Here is a 20,520-nt window from a genome sequence, read left to right on the forward strand (position 1 = left end):
TTTTGTGTGGATAAGTAGATAAAATGTGTACAAATGAAAAAAGTGTTTACAAGTTAGACGCATTTTTCTCCATTCAATAAGCCATTTGCCTAATAGAAATACCTAATTAAATGCTTAATTTTAAGAATAATACCTGTTTTTATGCAAAAATTAGATTCTTTAAATCAAGTTGCCGACTTCCATAAAACCTTTGGGGCGCCTATTTTACCCAATCCAACGATTCCTCATGCAGATCGATGTGCGTTGCGTGTTAGTCTATTATCCGAGGAATTAGATGAGTTAAAAGAGGCAATCGCGGCCAATGATTTGGTAGAAATTGCCGATGCACTGTGTGATTTGCAATATGTATTGTCCGGTGCTGTATTAGAATTTGGCTTGGGTGAGCGTTTTGTCGACTTATTTAATGAAGTACAGCGTTCGAACATGTCCAAAGCATGTCAAAGTTTAGAGGAAGCTGAACAAACCGTCAAATTCTACCGAGATAAAGATGGTACAGAAGCTGAAATCGTGGAAGAAAATGGCCTTTGGAAGGTGTATCGGAAATCCGATAATAAAGTCTTAAAATCAATCAATTATTCACCTGCGGACCTAGTAAGCCTACTCAAATAAATGATCAAAATCCTGCTAATTGAAGATGAACCCAAGACCGTTCAATCCTTGAAACAAGGTTTGGAGGAGAACCATTATACGGTCGATGTGGCCTATGATGGTAACATGGGAAAGCAATTAGCGATGCGGACAGCCTACCAACTTATCATATCAGACATTATTATACCTGGCATGAATGGCTTGGAATTGTGTAAATATTTACGCGCGGAGGGCATACAAACACCTATTTTGATGTTGACGGCCCTGAGCACCACCGATGATAAATTAGTGGGATTCGAGGCCGGTGCCGATGATTATTTAGCGAAACCCTTTGATTTTAAAGAGTTTTTGGCCCGAGTAAAAGCATTAATTAAGCGATCCAATCAAACCTTCATTGAAGCACAAGTACTCAAATTCGCGGATTTGGAATTGGATCTTACGAGTAAAATTGTAACTCGATCTGGTCAAAAAATCAATTTAACCGCCAAAGAATTTCAGTTAATGGAATACTTTCTTCGTAACCAGGAAAAGGTGATTTCCAAGGCTGAAATTGCGGAAAACATCTGGGAAGTGGAGGACGAAGGCAGCTCAAATTTGATTGAAGTTTATGTGAATTATTTACGTAAAAAGGTTGATAAAGGCTTCCCAAGCAAGTTGATTCACACACAATTCGGAATGGGATATATCCTTAGACAGGAATAATATGCAAATACGCTCCAGATTAACGTACCAATTTACCTATCTGGTTTCTGCGATTCTTTTCGTTTCGTATTTGATTATCTATTTGTTTACACAAGAAAATTACAAGGATAAATTCTACAGTCGGCTTCGCCAAAAAGCCAATACGGCCGCGGAATTATTGGTCAACGTCAGTACAGTCGATTCCAAACTCTTACGGATTATCGACCGGGCGAATCGAGATATCTTATACCGAGAAAATATCATGGCATATGACACCTGTTATGAGCGCATTTACAGGTCGAATGATAGCATTAACTTCCATGTGGATGTAAATCGGGTTAAAGAGGTCTTAAAACGCAAAGAAGTACGTTTTGAGGTGGATGATTTAGAAGTTTTAGGAACCGTATTTATTACACCAGAAGGAAGATTAGTCGTTTTTGCTGGTGCTGTAGACCAATATTCCGCCGAGAATGCCAAAGATTTAAAGAACATCTTGATCGCATTATTTCTCTTATTTGTGTTCATTGTAGTGATTTCGGGTTGGTTTTTCGCCGGTAGAGCAGTAAATCCCATCTCAGCTGTTATTAAACAGGTTGATTTACTTTCTCCCAAACGACTTGACCAAAGGCTTGAATCCGAAGATTCAGAGGACGAAATAGGGAAGATGGTGGCAACGATTAATCATCTCCTTGAGCGTATTGAGAGCGCATTTAGATTTCAAAAGACCTTTATTGCGAATGTATCCCATGAACTAAAAAATCCGTTGACGAAAATTTCGTCCCAACTGGAAGTAAGTCTACTCAATGAACGCAACACAGAGGATTATAAACAAACGATCGCATCGGTATTAGAAGATACACAGGATCTTGCGGCAATTACCGAATCTTTGTTGGAGCTGAATAAAATTAGCGTCTCCGACTACCAAGCGGGCTTTCAAACGATCCGAATCGACGAGGTTATTTGGGAGGCTAGAAGCTTAGCACAAAAGCTGAATGCTACATACCGAGTATTATTTGACACCCAATTTTTGCCCGATGATGAGGAACAATTGATGTTGAAGGGCGACGAAAAATTGATGTTGACCGCCATCAAAAATCTCATGGAAAATGCTTGCAAATTTAGCCCCAATAAACAAGCTCAAGTTCATTTAGCAATATCGAATAACCTAATCGAAATTGAGGTAAAAAACGAAGGAAAAGGCATTCCAGAAGCCGATTTACCATTTATTTTCCAGCCGTTTTTCCGTGGAGAAAATACGGCAAATTCCAAAGGCTACGGCATTGGTTTATCACTGGTTGAACGAATCATCCATTTACACAACGGACAAATTACCGTCAGTTCCGAATTAAATGGTTGGACAACGTTTAAGGTTTTATTGCCGATTCAATAACGTTAGACATTAGACGTTAGACTGTAGAGACGCGATACTTCGCGTCTGGAGAACTAAGAGCTAAGAGTTAAGAGTTAAGAGTTAAGAGCTAAGAGTTAAGAGCTAAGAGTTAAGAGCTAAGAGTTAAGAGCTAAGAGTTAAGACATTTAAGATGCTAGAGCCACGATAATCCTACGGAAGCTTATGGGAACATTTGTTTGTTGTATAATTTATATTATGTTAAACAGAATTTAAAATAGTTAATTATCGATTAATCAGAACAACACCCTTCTTAATTCTCCAGACGCGAAGTATCGCGTCTCTACTGTCTAATGTCCAAACAAAAAAGCCCCAGGAAATTCCTGAGGCTCTTTGTCAAAAGTCTAAAGACCAAAGTCTAAAGTCAATTAATCAACTTGCTTGTCAATCTTCAACTCACGGTAGATTTGCTTTAAAATCTCTTTCAAATCTTCATCTTTCTTAACCTTCAAAGCACGCTCAAAGAATGGAACGGCCATTTGGTATTTCTCAGCTAATTTTGCTTCAACCGCCTTTCCTTCTTTTTGGTAGGTAGCCATATCCATGCCATTCACAATACGCTTAATTTCCGCGCCCTCATTGAAATAATAAGCACCTAATTGGTACAAAGCATCATAATATGCTGGATCAATCGCTAAAGCACGCTCATAAAATGATGGAACTTCAGATTTCAACGCATTAATCTTACCCGTTAGCTCATCAATCTTAGCTTTGTTCGCTGCTACATCGCCTACCTCTTTTTCAGCCGCTTCCTTCTCCCCTATTAATAACTTTAATTCCTCGTTATCCTTCGCAATTGACTCCTCTAAACGCTTGATTTGATTCTGAATTGCTGGTTTAAGGTTCGGCTTTGCCGTCTTTAATTTCGCTTTGGTACGCTTTAATTCATCAATAAACACCTCAGCCTTATCCTTATGGGAAGTAATTTTCCGATTGGCATCAGCTACTTTATTCGATGCATCTGCAATTTTATTCGCGTCTTCCTTTAGTGTATTGATCTTATTTTCATACAATAGACCCAAATTAAACAAATTCATCACATCCTTTGGATCTTTTGCTACCGATTCTTTCAGCTGAGTAATTGCTTGGTCTATCCGATTAAACGCGATCAACATGTTGAACTTCTCATTCTTCAAATCCTTGTTGGTCGGATACATCTCAATCCCACGATCAATCAATGAAATTGCTTTTTCCTCTTCCTTGGCCGACTTATAAATCTGTGCCAAACCATATAAAATGGCTACATCCTTACCCCCATTCTTCAAATAGTTCTCGTAAGCTGTACGTGCCTCAACATCTTTTTGACACAACTGCGCCACAACACCCGTATACATCGCCGAAACGGTATCCGTCGGTGCAACCTCAGAAGCTTTGGCCATGTAACGATAAGATGAAGTATAATCTTTCCCTTGGTATTTTACCACACCCATATTCATAAAAGCTCCATAAGCCTTATCGCGGCCCGAAAGCATTTTTTCAGCGTCTTTGGCAATAGATCCTTTCTTTCCTTCTTTCGTATCTAACTTAATCGCCTCTGCAGCAAATTCCATAGCCTTAAACGCCGCATCGATATCGGTCGTCGATAATGTAGAATCTGGAAATGATGCCAAATCAAAATAGGCCACAGAACGCTCAAGCCACAAACGCGGTTTAGCTGGCGCCTTTTTAACTGCCTCATCAGACTTCTTTACGGCATCTACAATGCTTTTCTTTTGTGCTTCGACCAAAGCCTTGTCCACCTGAGCGAACGATGAGCCTGCAGCCATCGCTACAGTAATCAGGGTTAAAACTACTTTTTTCATATGTTTAGTTAAATTAAAAAAAAGCCCGCATTCACATACGGGCCCATAAATTACTCTTCTGTTAATTCTTCAGTACCTTCTTGAGCGGATGTCTCCTCCCCTGTTTCCGGTGCCGATTGATCCAATACAGCTCCCTCAACAATCTCAACTCCATCAACCAATTCAACCTCCTCCGGCTCTGGTTCTTTCTCGATTTTGGTTACGGATGAGATTTCGTCCGACTCGTTTTTCAAACGAATCAACTTCACTCCTTGCGTATTTCGGCCCATCACACGTAACTCTGCCACACTCGTACGAATCAAAATACCCGCCTTCGTGATGATCATCAAGTCATTGTTGTCATTAACCTCTTTAATCGCAACCAAATTACCTGTCTTCTCCGTGATATTCAAGGCTTTAACGCCCTTACCCCCACGATTCGTCAAACGGTAATCTTCAACCTCAGAACGCTTACCAAAGCCCTTCTCGGATACCACTAATAATTGCTGAACCTCTGGATCCGAAACGCAAACCATGCCGATAACACGTTCACCTTCCACGCTCTCATCAATCCAAATACCTTTTACCCCCGCAGCGGTACGGCCCATCGGACGAACACGTGTCTCTTCAAAACGAACCGAACGTCCTGTGTTTGTCGCAATAACAATTTGATTATTTCCATTCGTTAAGGCTACATCCAATAAACGGTCTCCCTCACGAATCGTAATCGCGTTAATACCATTCTGACGCGGACGAGAATAAGCCTCCAAGGAAGTCTTCTTAATCGTACCATCCTCCGTACACATCACGATAAAGTTATTATCAATGTAATCTGGATCTGTAATCGATTTCACGTTAATCACCGCACGAATCGAATCCCCATTCTCAATATTCATCATATTTTGAATTGGACGCCCCTTCGAGTTTTTCGATCCCTCTGGCACCGCATAAACACGCAACCAGAAACACTTACCGCGCTCCGTAAAGAACAACAACCAATTGTGCATCGTCGCTGAGAACAAATGCTCCGTATAATCATCATCCTTCGTAGCCACAGCACGTGAACCTACTCCTCCTCTACTCTGCGCACGATACTCCGTAATCGGCGTACGCTTGATATAGCCTTGCGCTGATACCGTAATTAACATCTCATCATCCGCAATCATATCCTCTACCGAGAACTCCTCATCCGTCATGTTAATCTGCGTACGACGCTCATCACCATAACGCTGCTTCATCTCCGTTAATTCATCCTTGATAATCTGCAATTGACGCTCCGGCTTCGCCAAAATGTCCTCCAAATCATCAATCAACTTCATGATTTCCGCATATTCATTCATGATCTTCTCACGCTCCATACCTGTAAGACGCTGTAAACGCATCTCCAAGATAGCCTTCGCCTGAATCTCCGATAAATTGAACTTGCTCATCAATCCCTCTTGCGCCGCATTCGGATCTTTCGATTCACGAATCAATTTGATCACCGCATCCAAATTATCCAATGCAATGATAAATCCTTCCAAAATGTGCGCACGCTTACGCGCTTCACGTAAATCATATTTCGTCCGACGAACAATTACCTCATTCCGGTGCTCCACAAAATGATGAATCAAATCCTTCAGATTTAACATCATCGGACGCCCCTTCACCAAGGCCACATTGTTCACGCTAAATGACGATTGCAAAGCCGAATGCTTGTACAAGTTGTTTAACACCACATTGGCCACCGCATCACGCTTCAAATCAAACACAATACGCATTCCCTGGCGATCTGACTCATCACGAATCTCAGAAATGCCCTCAATCTTCTTATCATTCACCAAATCCGCACATTGCTTAATCAAGGATGCCTTGTTAACCATATATGGAATCTCCGAAACAATAATCTGCTCCTTACCCGTCTTCGTCGTATCAAACGTCGCATTACCGCGAACCACAATTCGACCTCTACCCGTCTCGAATGCATTCTTAATTCCTTGAACACCATAGATCGTTCCTCCCGTCGGGAAATCCGGTGCCTTAATGTATTGCATCAACTCAGGAATCGTAATGTCACGGTTATCAATGTAAGCCGTAATTCCATCAACAACCTCCGTCAAGTTGTGTGGCGCCATATTCGTCGCCATACCCACCGCAATACCCGAAGTTCCATTCAATAATAAATTGGGAATCTTCGCCGGTAATACCGTTGGCTCATCCAATGAATCATCAAAGTTTGGCTGAAAATCTACCGTCTCCTTGTTCAAATCAGACAACATCTCATCCGCTATTCGCTTCAAACGTGCCTCGGTATAACGCATCGCCGCTGGAGAATCCCCATCGACCGAACCAAAGTTACCTTGACCATCCACCAATGGATAACGCAAAGACCAATCCTGCGCCATACGTACCATCGTGTCATATACCGAAGAATCACCATGTGGGTGATACTTACCCAGTACCTCTCCGACAATACGAGCTGATTTTTTGTACGACTTGTTGTAACTAACTCCTAACTCCTCCATCCCATAAAGCACCCTGCGATGCACCGGCTTCAAACCGTCGCGCACATCCGGCAAGGCACGAGATACAATCACCGACATTGAATAATCAATGTACGCCCCTCTCATTTCATCTTCGATGTTGATTGGGATAATATTCGTTTGTAATGACATAAATAATGATTTGATTCGTTGAACAAACCGCTTGCAAAAATCTTTCAAAAAAGAAAAACAAAGCGGTTTTTCAATAGTTACAAATATCCCTAATTCTCCCTATTTTTCCAAGAAAAAATTCAGTAAATCTGATTAATATAAGGAGCAATATTTACCTTTGTCTCATCAACAAAAAAGAAAGCCTTGAGAAATACATTTAACCTCCGCCAGCAAGTACTTTTTTTCGCCTTGATAACGGTTTTTTCCGTTCCCATGTTAGCCCAAAACATCACCCGAGGGCCCTATTTACAAATGACTTCAAGCTCATCGACGCGCATACGTTTTCGTACCGATAACGATAGTAAACCAAGTATTTTGATTGGCAAGTTGGCCAATAGTCTGACCCGAACCATCAAGCAATCCATTGCAGCCAAAGAACACGAAATAACCATTGATTCATTATCGAGCAATACTCGTTATTTCTACAAGATTGTCACAGAAACCCAAAGCCTAGGCGACTCTACTTACTTTTTCCAAACAGCTCCCACCAAAGGCGCGAAAAACAAAATTAGTTTTTGGAGCACCGGCGACATGTTTCCAGGACAATTGCAATTAGACGTCTTTAACGGATTCAAAAAATTTATCGGCAATAAATACACAAACCTCTACCTAACGGTAGGCGATAATGTGTACGCTGGCGCCAATGATGCCGACTTCCAAGCCAACTTCTTTCAAGTCTATCAAAGCCTACTAAAACAAAGTGCTGCCTTTCCTTCCGTAGGAAACCACGACTACGATTATACTAACCAAAAACAAGACGATCCCAACATCGCCTATTTTCAAAACTTTAGCCTACCGCAAAAAGGTGAGTTAGGGGGAATCCCGTCGAACAAAGAAGCGTTTTATTCCTTCGACTACGGAAACGTACACTTTATATGCCTTGACTCACATGCCTATGGCGAGGATAACATTCGACTTTGGGAGAACACATCAGCCCAATTAACATGGCTCGAACAAGACCTCAAAAACAACAAACAAGATTGGACCATCGTATACTTCCACTACCCCATCTATACCAAAGGAAGCTACGATTCCGACTCAAATACAGGGTTTAACCTTCCCATTTTCAATCTCCGGAACCTACTGGTTCCCATCTTCGATAAATACCAAGTTGACATGGTATTAACGGGCCACAGCCACATATATGAACGCAGTAAGCCCTTGAAAGGACACATTGGAACATCAGATACGTTTGATCCCTTTAAACACGCACCACAAAGCTCTACCGGCAAATACGACGGCAGCGAAAATTCTTGCCCTTACCTACTCGAAACAAGCAAACCAACCCAGAATGGTACGCTCTATGTTGTAAATGGCGTTGGAGGCGGAACCAAACCCGCTAGACCGGACGGCCCTCACAAAGCCATGTATTATTCAAACGCTTCCGTCAATGGATCTTTCTATGTAGAAGTGGAAAACAATCGCTTGGACGCCAAATTTTTAGATACCAATGGCGATGTTCTTGACAAATTCACCGTTTTCAAAAACCTTCCGCTCAATCCATCGACCAACCTAACCATCGATTATGGCAAGTCGGCAGATTTGGTGGCTTCTTGGATCGGTCAGTATAACTGGTCAACCAATCAGACAGGTTCTAAAATTACGGTTACCCCGACAGCGAGTACCACATTCCAAGTGAATGATCCTCAAAAATGCTTTACTGAGAAGTTTAATGTAACGGTCAATTCCCCCTTAGGCACCTTAGAATCACGTCAAATACCTTTTGATGAGCTCAAAATTTACAATACTTCCGGACAATTGATCAAAGAATACAACCAAAAAGGAAATTTGACCGACGAAATAATTAATGAGTTAGCCCAAGGTGCTTACATCCTTCGAGTTCTTTGGAATGGCCAAGAAAAATCGTTGAAAATCGTTCGTTAATTGGGCGCAACAGAAGATTCGCGAATAACCAACTGTGTCTTCAATACCTCAATAACAGGCTCCCCTACTTCGGAACGGCCCTCAATTTGATCTAAAAGAAGCTTCAAAGCCAGTTTACCTATATCTTCAAGCGGTTGGGCAACCGATGAGATGGTAGGTGAAACAACATCACAAATCGGCTCGTTGTTGAAACTCACAATTTTGACATCCTCAGGCACACGAACCTTTAATTCGCGCATTCCCACCAATACACCCAGTGCCAATCGATCCGAAACAACCAAAATTCCATCCGGCGGATTCGGGCTTGTCATCAATTGATGTGTTTGAGAAGTGGCCGTATCCTGAAAATAATCCGAATGAATAATCAATGAGGAATCTTCCTGGATACCCGCCTCAGATAAGGCTCGTAAATAGCCTAAACGGCGTTGATTACTCACAGATACACTCTTAGGACCGGCTAAAAATGCGATACGCTTACAACCATTTTCTAATAAGTGCTTAACAGCCTCATAAGCAGATTGCTCATTATCCACCATCACTTTGGATGCATGGATCTCATCGCTATCCCGATCAAAAAACACCAATGGGATTCCACGACGCTGCAATCGCGTAATATGGTCTAAATTCACCGTTTCTCGCGACAAGGAAATAATAATTCCCTCCACTTGACTTCGTGATAGATTCTGAATATTAATTAATTCCCGCTCAAATGACTCTTGCGTCTGGGTAATCAAAATACTATATCCTGCCTTAATCGCCTCTAATTCAATCGCTTTGACAACAGTCGAAAAAAAGTAATATCCCAAATCCGGCACAATCAAACCAATGGTTTTCGTTTTGCTCTTGACCAAACTAGCAGCTAATACATTGGGCTGATAATCCAATTCGGCAGCTAAATCCAAGACGGCCTTCTTCGTATCCGGGTGAATATCCGGCAAATCACGTAAAGCACGCGAAACGGTTGCAACCGACACATTCAACTGCTTGGCAATGTCTTTGATGGTAACTTGGTGACGCATAATTTTTAATTTACTCCGAATTTACATGCTTTTTTTTGAATTCTACAAGTCCATTTGCTCAATAAGCGAAACACAGGATTTCCCCTTTTTCATCCCCAAAGGTGGTTGGTCCTTCGTTACATGGATTTCATATCGAGACAAACCCTCAAATGACGCCTTTAAACGTTCTGAAATTCGCAATGCCACCGTCTCCAGCAAGTCGACGGGTTCCGCCATAATCTCCCGACAAATATCATAAATCACACCGTAATCAAAGGTTTGATCCAATCGCTCAAAGTTAAATGTATCTACTCGCTTCGCAACGCGAACCGTCAATGTAAACCAATTTCCGAGGATGCGCTCCTCAGAAAACAAGCCATGATAAGCAAAAAAACGAACATCCTCCAATCCTACCTGATATTCCTGCATAGCTTAATTTATTTCACCCACCTTACCTCTCGGACCCGTCGTCTTAGCATAAGCCTCCAAAACCTTGTTCAAGGTTGGTAAGCCATCATCTTCAATCGTCAACACATCCAAATGCTTTTCTTTCTTAGATGGAGTCGTTTTTTTCGCTTTCGCGGTACTCGTTTGAACACGCGCTTTCGTTTTCTTAGCCACCGTTTGAGGCTTCGTTTCCTTTTTAATCGGCTTTTTTATAGCTACTTTTTCAGGCTCAGTCGCTACTTCAACAGGCTTTGACCATGCCGCTATACTCGATAATGTTTGATTTGCAAAGTTGGCCAACTGACCTGCAATTTCATTCTGTATGCTTTCCAAACGCTTTAATTCACGCGTTTGTTCTTTTACCTCTTGATCGATTTGCCCCAGCATTTGCTTCCGCTCATTCTCTACTAACAACTTCGATTTCTCTACCTCTTTTTGTGCCTGAACGATTAGCGCTTGCGCTTGTTTATCTGCCTCAGCCATTACCTTTTTCGCCTCTTTCTCCACCTTTTCCTGCCAATTCTTCTGTGCCTCTTCCGCTAATTTCATGGCACGAAATAAGGAGGTTTCAACTTCGCGTAATCGGTTGACCTCTTGCTCCAATACTTGCACCTTTTCCATCAAAATCGTTTGTTGGCGATTCATCTCCTCCTCAAAAAATGCTACAGATTGGACATAATCACTCACTTCTTGAACATCAAAACCTCTAAAACTCTTCGAAAAAGACACCTCTGGAATTCGCATATGAAAAAGCATTTAGCCTAAAATTATAAAAAATTGTTAATCGATTTTCCAAACCGATATATTTTTATCATCCGAAGCGGATACCAATAAATCATCGTAAGTGGACCAAATCAATCGATTGATTGAGTTTTTATGACCCCCATAACGCGCATAATCCAACACCTTCAATAATCGCAACGTACTCGAATCCCAAATTTTAATTGTCTTATCCATACTTCCTGTTGCCAAATAAGTACCACAAGGACTTTGCACAAGTGCATTAATCGAATAAATATGTGCGGGTATTGCTTCCCCTTGTATTTCCCCCACTAAATTCCATTTTTTCAAATAGGCATCTCGCCCTACACTTACTAAGGCTTCGGATTCGACTTGATAAATCATGGAAAAAACAGTCGTTGCATGAGCCTTCCAGGCATGTTTTAAGCTGAAATCCAAGTCAAAAACCCGAATATAACCATCACTTGCCCCTACTGCCATCGCCCGATTGGGCAAAATACAAAATGAACGAACATTGGACTCGCCAGCTTTTATCCGTTTTTTTACCGACTGCGTTGCTTGGTCGATGACGGTAATTAAACCATCTTGATGCCCCAACCAAACTTGACCCTCAATAATTTCAATTGCAAAAATTGACAGAGAAGGTATTTGAATCGAGAAAACACGGGACTGATCAGCAACCCGAATTCCATGTATGCCCTCAAAGTTCTGCCCAACCCATAAAATACCCGAAGGAGCATCATAGGCCATAGCATAGACGGTACCTGTGATCTGCGCAAGCACCTTCCCCAAATCCGGCTTTTGCAAATTCCATTGCACGACCCATCCATCAGCTCCTGCCGAATAGATTTCATGGGATTCATGCCCTGAACTTAAGGCATAAATGGCCCCGCGATGCCCTGCAAATGTATCTAAACGCTCAATTTTCAATGCCTTCATGTATTATCATTACAAAATTGGTAATTTTACAGGCAATTCAATCGATATGCCCGAAATTTCATCCCGACTTTCAAAACTTTGCCCCGATACGCACATTAAAGTTTGGCAAATTAGCGAGTCGGCCGAATTCTTCGCTCAATTTCCTTCCAACTGGTCCATGCCCGCCATACGCGCGGAAATTCAATCCCAAAAATACCTCGAATCAATCGCAGCACGTTTTTGCCTTTGGGAGCTAATGCAAGAACTTCATGTTGTTGAACTCAAACTAGAACAAGATGAACGCGGACGCCCCTTCATCCAAGATTCCGATTGGCAGGTGAGCATCAGCCATTCATTTCCCTTCGCAGTCGCCTGTCTTAGCAAAAAGCCTCGTACGGGCATTGACCTAGAAAAAAAAGGACGAAATATTCAAAAAATTGCCCCAAGATTCCTGAATCCCAATGAGTTAGCCGAATGGAAGGAGGATGAAATAAAGCTTACGCTCGCTTGGTCTGCGAAAGAATCCATCTACAAAGCTTGGCAAAAACCCGGCTTATCCTTACAAAAAGAAATCCATATCGACATCAAGCAAGACCAAATGACAGGTAAAGTTCTTCAGCAAGACTCCTTCCCTATTTACCACGAAATTTTCAATGATTTTGTCCTGACATTGATTAATCACTAATCTAAGGATTCAATCAAATCTGTCAATTCATCTTTGTGCGAATCATCACCCACTTTTTCATAGGCCATGATAAGATTTCTTAATACGCGACGGATAATTTCCAAATTTGAACAGGGTTGGTAATAGACATCATTCGGCGACAAATTTAACTGCGCCAAGTAATTATCAATATCTACCTTATTGAATATCAAGCCCTTATTGAACACATTGATGTAACACTGAAGCTCGTCTTTCTTGTAGGTTAGGACAAATAAATTGGGAAGATTAACCCCATAAATGGGCATACCCAATTTTTGCGCAATCCACATGTAAACCACGCACAAGCTAATTGGATTGCCTTTGCGAGTCTCCAAAACAACATTTATGAAGGAATTATTGGCTGCGTGGAAATTCTTGGTATTCGCCCCAAACTTCAACTGATCAAACAAAACCCCATTGATAATCTTAATCTGGTCCATCGGATGCAAATTCTCGCGAATCTGCGGCCAAACCTCGAAATAGAGTTGCTCCATATCGGCCCGCAACTGCTCCAACGAATATTCTGGAAACCGATAGGTAGAAACAATCCACATTCCCTCCAACAAATCCATGGACCCACTCTCCTTCCATTGCAACAAGCGTTGCTTCGTGGAACTGAGTTGGAAATCATGAATCATATTCTCCAACTTACTCTGAACCAATGGATTAAGACTTAAGTTCTCCCATTCGTTTTCGAGTAGAGGAATGATTTGGGGACCCAAAGAACGCATTTTGGCTTCAACCATGTCTACGACCTCCGGATCGGTGTCGTCGAGTAATTGGATCATTGCTTTGATTGCCGGTTCTTCCATGGATGTGTTTTGATGTACAAAAATAGGTAATTTGTTGCTTGTGTCAACATCTCTTAACATTATTCCATTTTTCACTTTTTTTAGGCGAAAAATCGGCCTAAATTTGTTGTTGGATTAAAGCGTTTGGCTTATATGAACATACTAATAACGGGAGGAGCAGGATTTATTGGATCACATACCTATGTCGCCTTGAAAGAACATGGCTTCACCCCGATTATTGTTGACAATTTCTCCAATTCCACGGAAAAAGTTATTTCACAATTAGCTGAAATATGTCAAGAATCAATTGAAATCGTCAAAGGAGATATCAATGACCCATTGATTTGGGACCAATTGTTTACTCAATATAGCATCGAGGGAATTATTCATTTTGCCGCAGCTAAGGCCGTCGGAGAATCCGTCGAAAATCCCTTAAAATATTACCGAAACAACGTAGGATCAACCATTTTATTGTTGGAGAAAATGCAACAATACGGGATCAAAAACCTGGTATTTTCGTCATCTTGCACGGTATATGGGCAACCGGAAACCTTGCCAGTTACAGAAAACTCGCCTGTACTTCGTGCGCTCTCCCCTTACGGAAACACCAAACAGATTTGTGAGGAAATCATTGCGGAAACTACGTTGGCAACCAAAGATTTAATGTCCATTTCCTTGCGCTATTTTAATCCCATTGGGGCACATAAAAGCGCAAAGATTGGGGAATTACCCTTGGGACCTCCCGCAAATTTGATTCCTTATTTAACACAGTCTGTGGCTGGTTTACGGGGTCCATTGCAAGTTTGGGGAACGGATTATCCAACACCCGACGGTACGGCGATTCGTGATTACATACACGTTTGTGACTTGGCTGACGCCCATGTCAAGGCCTTAGCCTATTTAATCAAACAAGATAAAGCACCTTTTTACGATTACTTTAATATTGGATCTGGGCAAGGAAGTTCAGTGATGCAAGTCATTCAAGCTTTTGAGTCGGCAACAGGCAAAAAGGTCAACTACGAAATACGGGATAAACGCCCTGGGGATATTACCTCAGTGTATGCATCCACAGAAAAATCAAATAAAATACTCGATTGGAAAGCTAAAAGAAGCCTAGAGGAATCCTTACGGGATGCCTGGGCGTGGCAAGAGGCAATTATATAAGTATATGAAAAAACTCGTTATCACCGGCGGCGCTGGATTTATTGGATCCCATGTTGTTCGATTATTTGTCAACAAGTATCCAAACTATCAGATTTACAATCTTGACGCCTTAACCTATGCTGGGAATTTGGCTAATAATGAAGATGTGGCCGATAAGCCTAACTATCACTTCATTAAAGCAGATATTACCGACGCAGCCCATATCGATGCCCTTTTTGCTGAGCATCAATTCGACGGCGTATTGCATTTAGCGGCCGAATCACATGTGGATCGTTCTATTTCAGATCCTTTGGCATTTGTCAAAACCAATGTTATTGGAACCGTCAACCTGTTACAAGCGGCTAAAAAACACTGGGCAGGAAATTACGAGGGGAAAAGATTCTACCACATCTCTACAGACGAGGTTTACGGAGAATTGCATGACCCGAAGGAGTTCTTTTTAGAAACGACACCTTATGACCCACGTTCTCCTTATTCAGCCTCAAAAGCATCATCCGACCACTTTGTTCGTGCTTTTCATGAAACTTATGGTTTGCCAACCGTAATCACGAATTGTTCAAACAATTATGGACCAAATCACTTTCCTGAGAAATTGATTCCATTGATGATTCACAATATCATCAACAATAAGCCTTTACCCGTATATGGCAAAGGTGAAAACGTTCGTGATTGGTTGTACGTGATCGACCATGCGCGTGCCATCGATACGGTATTCCACGATGGAAAAATTGGGGAAACCTATAATATCGGAGGTTTTAATGAGTGGAAAAACATCGATTTGGTGCATTTATTGTGCAAAATCATGGACGAAAAATTAGGGCGTGAAGCTGGAACCTCCGTTCAGTTGATTACCTATGTAACCGATCGCGCAGGCCACGATTTACGTTATGCCATTGACGCCAATAAAATCATGAAAGAACTTGGCTGGAAGCCAAGTCTTCAATTCGCAGAAGGACTCGAAAAAACAGTGGATTGGTATTTAACCAATGAAAAATGGTTAGATGACGTCACATCAGGCGATTACCAAAACTATTACCAAACCATGTATCAAGGAAGATAAGATGAAAGGAATCATTTTAGCCGGTGGATCCGGTACACGTTTACACCCATTGACACTTGCCGTAAGTAAGCAGCTAATGCCTGTTTACGACAAACCCATGATCTACTATCCCCTATCCATTTTGATGCTTTCCGGGATACGTGAAATCCTAATTATCTCAACACCGCATGATTTACCGCATTTTGAGAAGTTATTAGGGGATGGATCCAACATCGGTTGTCGGTTTGAATATGCCGTACAACCCGAACCCAATGGACTTGCTCAGGCTTTCGTCATCGGCGAAAAGTTCATCGGAAAGGAAAAAGTTGCCTTGGTTTTAGGTGATAATATCTTTTATGGCTCAGGATTAAGCAAATTATTGCAAGCAAATAATAATCCAGATGGCGGTGTCGTATATGCGTATTCGGTAAACGATCCGGAACGTTATGGCGTGGTGGAATTTGACGAGAACAATAAGGTCATCTCCATCGAAGAGAAACCCACTAATCCGAAATCGAATTACGCGGTTCCAGGCTTGTATTTCTATGACAATGATGTCGTTGAAATCGCCAAAAACATTGCTCCCTCACCACGTGGCGAATACGAGATTACGGATGTCAACAAAGAGTATTTGAAGCGCGGAAAACTATCGGTGGGGATTCTAAACCGTGGAACAGCGTGGTTAGACACCGGAACCTTTGCCTCGTTGATGCAAGCAGGTCAATTCGTTCAGGTAATTGAAGAGCGTCAAGGAATGAAAATCGGTTGCATTGAAGAAGTAGCCTATCGCATGGGCTTTATCAATGCTGAGCAATTAGAAACGATTGCTAAACCATTGGTAAAGAGCGGATACGGCCAATACCTGTTGAATTTATTACGCTAAAACGAATCCTGCGAATAAGGCCAAAAGAAATAAGGCGATCGCAGGAACTTTCTCGGTTTGAGCAATTAAGAAGGATAGCAAAACAACGGCGATGGAAACCCCATCGCCATTGACGATTAGAGGCGACATAAACGCATATACAGCCACGAGTGTCAATCCAACAGACGAGGCCTGAATACCGGCTAAAGAAGCCCGAATAAAGCGATATTGCTTGAGTTGGCTCCAGATACGAAATACAAAGAAAATCAAAAAGGTACCCGGTAAAAATACGCCCAAGGCACCGATAGCACTCCCGGCCAACTCCCCAATTATACCATAATCTTTCATCAATAAAACACCTAAATAGGATGTTAAGGCAAAGACGGGACCCGGTAAGGACTGTGACAAGGCCATACCCGTCAAGAAATCATCTGATCGAATCAAGCCTTTAAATTCCACAAATTCGGTGTAAAGCACAGGTGCGAGCACCTGACCACCCCCGAAAACGATACTGCCGTTTCGATAAAAATTTTCAAACAAACGAATGGGAAAGTAATCCGTTAATTGGCCTAAGATGGCAAGCCCTAGCAAAAATCCCCAATACAAATGAAAATTTGCCCAAGGAATGATCATCTTATGCTTATTCTGTCTCGGAAATTCCTTGAAATTTAAGGAGGAAATGATGCCCCCTATGACCAATACCAAAGGAAAAATGTAAGGACTGGAGAAAGCAATGCCAATCGCCAGGGTCAGCAAGAAAATAAACACGTACATCGGGCTACGAATGACCTTTTTAGCCATCACCCAGCCTGCTTGCAAGATTAAGCCAATTCCTACAGGTAATACGAATTGTAAGATGGAACGATCTGTTAGATAAGTCATTCCATAGGCTGCGGCAGTCATGATAAATACCGCCGGGGTTATCCAGACCAACAATGTTAAATAGGCCAATGTCGCACCTCCCCGTTTTAACCCAATCGCCGTAATCATTTGCGTGGAGGTAGGACCCGGAAGCACCGAACACAAGGCCTGAATCTCAAAAAGCTCTTCTTCTGTCAAATAAGCCTTTTGCTGAACCAAGCGTTTTAAAAAAAGGGCCCAGTGTACCTGAGGCCCTCCAAATGACGTAGCAGCCAAAACGAATACATCCCTTAAAAAATTTAGATGCTTTGGCTGTTTCAATTTATTTTTTCTTTAATCCCAATTCGATCAAACGCTCATTCAAAAACTCTCCAGCTGTCATGTCCGTATAAAGTTTCGGATATTCAGTAGATACGCAAGACTCCAAACATGTCAAATCCATCTCCGAACGCGGGTGCATAAAAAATGGAATGGAATAACGAGACGTTCCCATCTTTTCCCGAGGAGGATTAACAACTCGGTGAATGGTCGATTTCAATTTATGGTTTGTTAAACGATCCAACATATCTCCAACGTTCACCACAACTTGATCCGGTAAAGCAGTAATGGGAATCCATTTCCCATCCATGCGTAAAACCTCAAGTCCTTCCGCAGAAGCACCCATTAACAAGGTAATCAGATTGATATCCCCATGCGCAGCTGCCCGTACGGCTCCTTCCGGTAAACTATCCGGATCCAAGATTGGGAAATAATGAATCGCACGCAGAATCGAATTTCCATTCTTAACGAGGGATTCAAAATAATCCTCCGGCAATTCGAGGTATAATGCAATTGCAGATAATAGGGCCTTCCCTGCCGCCTCAAGCGTTTGAAATGCTTTCACCGCATTCAAACCAAACTCTGGGAACTCTGCAGGAAAAACATTGGCTGGATATTCCTCCCAAACCGAATCTCCATCCGCCTGATGCGGTTGGCCTACATGATAAAACTCCTTCAAATCAGGCACTTTAAAGCCCTTGGCGGTTTCCTTTCCCTTACCAACATAACCTCGTTGGCCCGCAATTCCCGGGATTTCATAAGCCTTTTTTAGCTCATCGGGCGACTGAAAAAAAGATTCAACCCCTTGATAAAGATCTTTGGTAAATTGATCCGTGAGTCCGTGTCCTTTGATGGCCACAAAACCGATGGTATTAAATGCTTGGCCAAGATCCTGTACGAATTTTTGTTTGCGCACGGGGTCGGCCGACTGAAAATCAGCTAAATCTAAAGAAGGAATTTCTTCGAGTAACATATTGTTTGTTGATGTTAAGAGTTAAATTGTTGGGACACAAAATCCCAGTTGACCACATTCCAAAACGCATTGATGTAGTCCGCACGCTTGTTTTGGTATTTCAAATAATAAGCATGTTCCCACACATCGAGCGCCAATATAGGCTTACCCTTTACTTCTGCGACATCCATTAATGGATTGTCCTGATTGGGTGTAGAGCAGATCGTTAATTTACCGTCCTTGACGATTAACCAAGCCCAACCGGATCCAAAACGAGAGGTAGCTGCTTTGTTAAATTCTGATTTCAAATTATCTAAACTGCCAAAATCCTTCTGAATCTGAGCGAACAAAGTAGCGCTGGGTTGTTTTCCACTCGCAGGAGCCAATAATTGCCAGAAAAAACTGTGATTCCAGTGACCACCCCCGTTATTGCGAACCGCAACAGGCTGGGTAGAAATGCTAGCCATCAATTCCTCCAAGGATTTGGTTGACCCTGGCAACGCCTTGTTTAAATTATCGACGTATGCCTTGTGATGACGGTCATGGTGAATTTCCATTGTCAATTTATCAATATGTGGCTCAAGGGCATCAAAAGAATAGGGCAATGCAGGCAGTGTATAGCCCGTATTTTCATTTTGTTGACGAGAACGAAAGCTCGACAATAAGAGCCCAGCTCCCATAAATTTCAAAAATTGGGTACGTTTCATCATAATTTTTGTGCTTATTCGTAAATCACGCGACCTACGATACTTCTTCCTAAGGTAATTTCATCGGTGTATTCCAAATCCCCACCAATTGGGATACCGCGCGCAATGGTCGATATTTTAATCTGATATTCGGTCAATTTCTTAGTTAAGTAAAAGGCCGTGGTATCCCCTTCCATTGTCGGGCTTAATCCCAAAATAACCTCTTGGAATTCTCCTGAAGCAACTCGTTGGATTAATGAATCAATATGCAAATCACTCGGAGAAACTCCCGCTAAAGGTGATATAATCCCGCCTAAAACGTGATATAATCCCGTGTATTGACCCGTATTTTCGATGGCCATCACATCCCTCAAATCTTCCACTACACATAAAATCGTCTCATCACGCTTTGTGCTCGAACAGATACCGCACAAATCTCCATCAGAAATCATGTGGCATTTCGGACAAAACTTTGTTTCGGTACGCAGTTGAACCAATGCATGCGCCAATTGCAAGGATTGCGTTTCTGGACGTTTCAAAAGATGAAGAGCTAAACGCAAGGCAGATTTCTTCCCAATACCCGGCAATTTGGAAATTTCTTCCACTGCCTGTTCAATAATCCGAGAAGGGTATGTATGCATCATGGGCTCTTATTCTACAGATTCGATTTCAGCCGAAATTCCTCGTCGGCAAATTTCATTGCGCATGGCCACCAAATCCTCGTAAGGTGCCGATTTGACGCCACATTTACCCCGAAAATGAATCATCAAGGTACATTGTTCCGCTTGCTCAGCCGTATGCTGACAAACCTCAATTAAGGTGATGATGACGTATTCGAAGGAATTGACATCGTCGTTGTAAACGACTAATTGATGACCGAAAGATGTCTCTTCTTCCAACATGACTGCGACATCTGTCTGCTCTTGCCCTTGTTCAGCAAAAGAAAAACTGTTGATGAAATCAATTTCTTGGGAGAAATACATATTTTTGAAAGATTTAATTCAC

20 protein-coding genes are annotated in these 20,520 nt (G+C 41.9%); 8 read left to right on the forward strand and 12 right to left on the reverse strand.

Going from position 1 to position 20,520, the window contains the following annotated elements:
* Nucleotides 1-141 precede the first annotated feature (141 nt).
* Genes ACMH5P_RS02845 through ACMH5P_RS02855 form a run of 3 tightly spaced genes read left to right on the forward strand, consistent with a single transcriptional unit; the run spans nt 142 to nt 2,659 of the window.
* Nucleotides 142-609, forward strand: coding sequence for a pyrophosphohydrolase domain-containing protein (locus tag ACMH5P_RS02845; protein ID WP_459492800.1), 468 nt, complete (start codon nt 142-144; stop codon nt 607-609).
* 3 nt (nt 610-612) lie between these two features.
* Nucleotides 613-1,290, forward strand: a complete 678-nt coding sequence (locus tag ACMH5P_RS02850; protein ID WP_459492991.1) for a response regulator transcription factor — start codon at nt 613-615, stop codon at nt 1,288-1,290.
* A gap of 1 nt (nt 1,291) precedes the next feature.
* Nucleotides 1,292-2,659 (forward strand): sensor histidine kinase, encoded by a 1,368-nt coding sequence (locus ACMH5P_RS02855; RefSeq protein WP_459492801.1) that lies wholly within the window; start codon nt 1,292-1,294, stop codon nt 2,657-2,659.
* 386 nt (nt 2,660-3,045) lie between these two features.
* Here the strand turns inward: ACMH5P_RS02855 and ACMH5P_RS02860 are convergent, their stop codons facing one another.
* Together ACMH5P_RS02860 and gyrA are read right to left on the reverse strand one after the other, a co-directional pair.
* The gene (locus ACMH5P_RS02860; protein ID WP_459492802.1) at nt 3,046-4,479 is read right to left on the reverse strand and encodes a tetratricopeptide repeat protein; all 1,434 of its coding nucleotides are present in this window, start codon (nt 4,477-4,479) and stop codon (nt 3,046-3,048) included.
* Nucleotides 4,480-4,529: 50 nt separating this feature from the next.
* Entirely contained in the window at nt 4,530-7,112 is a 2,583-nt protein-coding gene (gyrA, locus tag ACMH5P_RS02865) for a DNA gyrase subunit A (protein WP_459492803.1), read from the reverse strand.
* A gap of 183 nt (nt 7,113-7,295) precedes the next feature.
* Between gyrA and ACMH5P_RS02870 the strand changes: the two genes are divergently transcribed.
* Nucleotides 7,296-9,035 (forward strand): metallophosphoesterase, encoded by a 1,740-nt coding sequence (locus ACMH5P_RS02870; protein ID WP_459492804.1) that lies wholly within the window; start codon nt 7,296-7,298, stop codon nt 9,033-9,035.
* On the opposite strand, the gene ACMH5P_RS02875 is transcribed toward ACMH5P_RS02870, so the two are convergent.
* From ACMH5P_RS02875 to ACMH5P_RS02890, 4 genes are read right to left on the reverse strand one after another with little or no spacing between them, the layout of a single operon-like run.
* Complete coding sequence (locus tag ACMH5P_RS02875) at nt 9,032-10,054, reverse strand: LacI family DNA-binding transcriptional regulator (RefSeq protein ID WP_459492805.1); 1,023 nt, start codon at nt 10,052-10,054, stop codon at nt 9,032-9,034. The two genes, ACMH5P_RS02870 and ACMH5P_RS02875, sit on opposite strands and share 4 nt — an antisense overlap.
* 42 nt (nt 10,055-10,096) lie before the next feature.
* Nucleotides 10,097-10,462, reverse strand: coding sequence for a dihydroneopterin aldolase (folB, locus tag ACMH5P_RS02880; RefSeq protein ID WP_459492806.1), 366 nt, complete (start codon nt 10,460-10,462; stop codon nt 10,097-10,099).
* 3 nt (nt 10,463-10,465) lie between these two features.
* Nucleotides 10,466-11,236 (reverse strand): DivIVA domain-containing protein, encoded by a 771-nt coding sequence (locus ACMH5P_RS02885; protein WP_459492807.1) that lies wholly within the window; start codon nt 11,234-11,236, stop codon nt 10,466-10,468.
* 24 nt (nt 11,237-11,260) lie between these two features.
* A complete protein-coding gene (locus ACMH5P_RS02890; RefSeq protein ID WP_459492808.1) occupies nt 11,261-12,160 on the reverse strand; it encodes a WD40 repeat domain-containing protein in 900 nt (299 codons plus the stop codon).
* Here ACMH5P_RS02890 and ACMH5P_RS02895 point away from each other — a divergent pair.
* Nucleotides 12,159-12,824 (forward strand): 4'-phosphopantetheinyl transferase family protein, encoded by a 666-nt coding sequence (locus tag ACMH5P_RS02895; RefSeq protein WP_459492809.1) that lies wholly within the window; start codon nt 12,159-12,161, stop codon nt 12,822-12,824. The genes ACMH5P_RS02890 and ACMH5P_RS02895 overlap by 2 nt on opposite strands.
* Here ACMH5P_RS02895 and ACMH5P_RS02900 read toward each other — a convergent pair.
* On the reverse strand, nt 12,821-13,714 hold the full coding sequence (locus tag ACMH5P_RS02900) for a transglutaminase-like domain-containing protein (protein WP_459492810.1): 894 nt from the start codon (nt 13,712-13,714) through the stop codon (nt 12,821-12,823). The genes ACMH5P_RS02895 and ACMH5P_RS02900 overlap by 4 nt on opposite strands.
* Nucleotides 13,715-13,786: 72 nt before the next feature.
* Here ACMH5P_RS02900 and galE point away from each other — a divergent pair, with 72 nt between their 5' ends.
* From galE to rfbA, 3 genes are read left to right on the forward strand one after another with little or no spacing between them, the layout of a single operon-like run.
* A complete protein-coding gene (gene galE / locus ACMH5P_RS02905) occupies nt 13,787-14,797 on the forward strand; it encodes a UDP-glucose 4-epimerase GalE (RefSeq protein ID WP_459492811.1) in 1,011 nt (336 codons plus the stop codon).
* 4 nt (nt 14,798-14,801) lie between these two features.
* Nucleotides 14,802-15,857: a dTDP-glucose 4,6-dehydratase gene (gene rfbB / locus ACMH5P_RS02910; protein ID WP_459492812.1), complete on the forward strand. Its 1,056-nt coding sequence runs from the start codon at nt 14,802-14,804 to the stop codon at nt 15,855-15,857.
* A 1-nt stretch (nt 15,858) separates the two neighbouring features.
* Nucleotides 15,859-16,719, forward strand: a complete 861-nt coding sequence (rfbA, locus tag ACMH5P_RS02915; RefSeq protein ID WP_459492813.1) for a glucose-1-phosphate thymidylyltransferase RfbA — start codon at nt 15,859-15,861, stop codon at nt 16,717-16,719.
* Here the strand turns inward: rfbA and ACMH5P_RS02920 are convergent.
* Genes ACMH5P_RS02920 through ACMH5P_RS02940 form a run of 5 tightly spaced genes read right to left on the reverse strand, consistent with a single transcriptional unit; the run spans nt 16,711 to nt 20,417 of the window.
* Nucleotides 16,711-17,880, reverse strand: coding sequence for a chromate transporter (locus ACMH5P_RS02920; RefSeq protein WP_459492814.1), 1,170 nt, complete (start codon nt 17,878-17,880; stop codon nt 16,711-16,713). The genes rfbA and ACMH5P_RS02920 overlap by 9 nt on opposite strands.
* A gap of 1 nt (nt 17,881) precedes the next feature.
* Nucleotides 17,882-18,850 carry an isopenicillin N synthase family dioxygenase gene (locus ACMH5P_RS02925; RefSeq protein ID WP_459492815.1) on the reverse strand — a complete coding sequence of 323 codons (969 nt, stop codon included), beginning with the start codon at nt 18,848-18,850 and terminating at the stop codon, nt 17,882-17,884.
* A 14-nt stretch (nt 18,851-18,864) separates the two neighbouring features.
* On the reverse strand, nt 18,865-19,536 hold the full coding sequence (locus tag ACMH5P_RS02930) for a superoxide dismutase (RefSeq protein WP_459492992.1): 672 nt from the start codon (nt 19,534-19,536) through the stop codon (nt 18,865-18,867).
* A 14-nt stretch (nt 19,537-19,550) separates the two neighbouring features.
* The gene (gene recR / locus ACMH5P_RS02935) at nt 19,551-20,159 is read right to left on the reverse strand and encodes a recombination mediator RecR (protein ID WP_459492816.1); all 609 of its coding nucleotides are present in this window, start codon (nt 20,157-20,159) and stop codon (nt 19,551-19,553) included.
* A gap of 6 nt (nt 20,160-20,165) precedes the next feature.
* Nucleotides 20,166-20,417: an ATP-dependent Clp protease adaptor ClpS gene (locus ACMH5P_RS02940; protein WP_459492993.1), complete on the reverse strand. Its 252-nt coding sequence runs from the start codon at nt 20,415-20,417 to the stop codon at nt 20,166-20,168.
* Nucleotides 20,418-20,520 lie beyond the last annotated feature (103 nt).

This window comes from Aquirufa sp. 5-AUSEE-100C1, assembly GCF_054558655.1.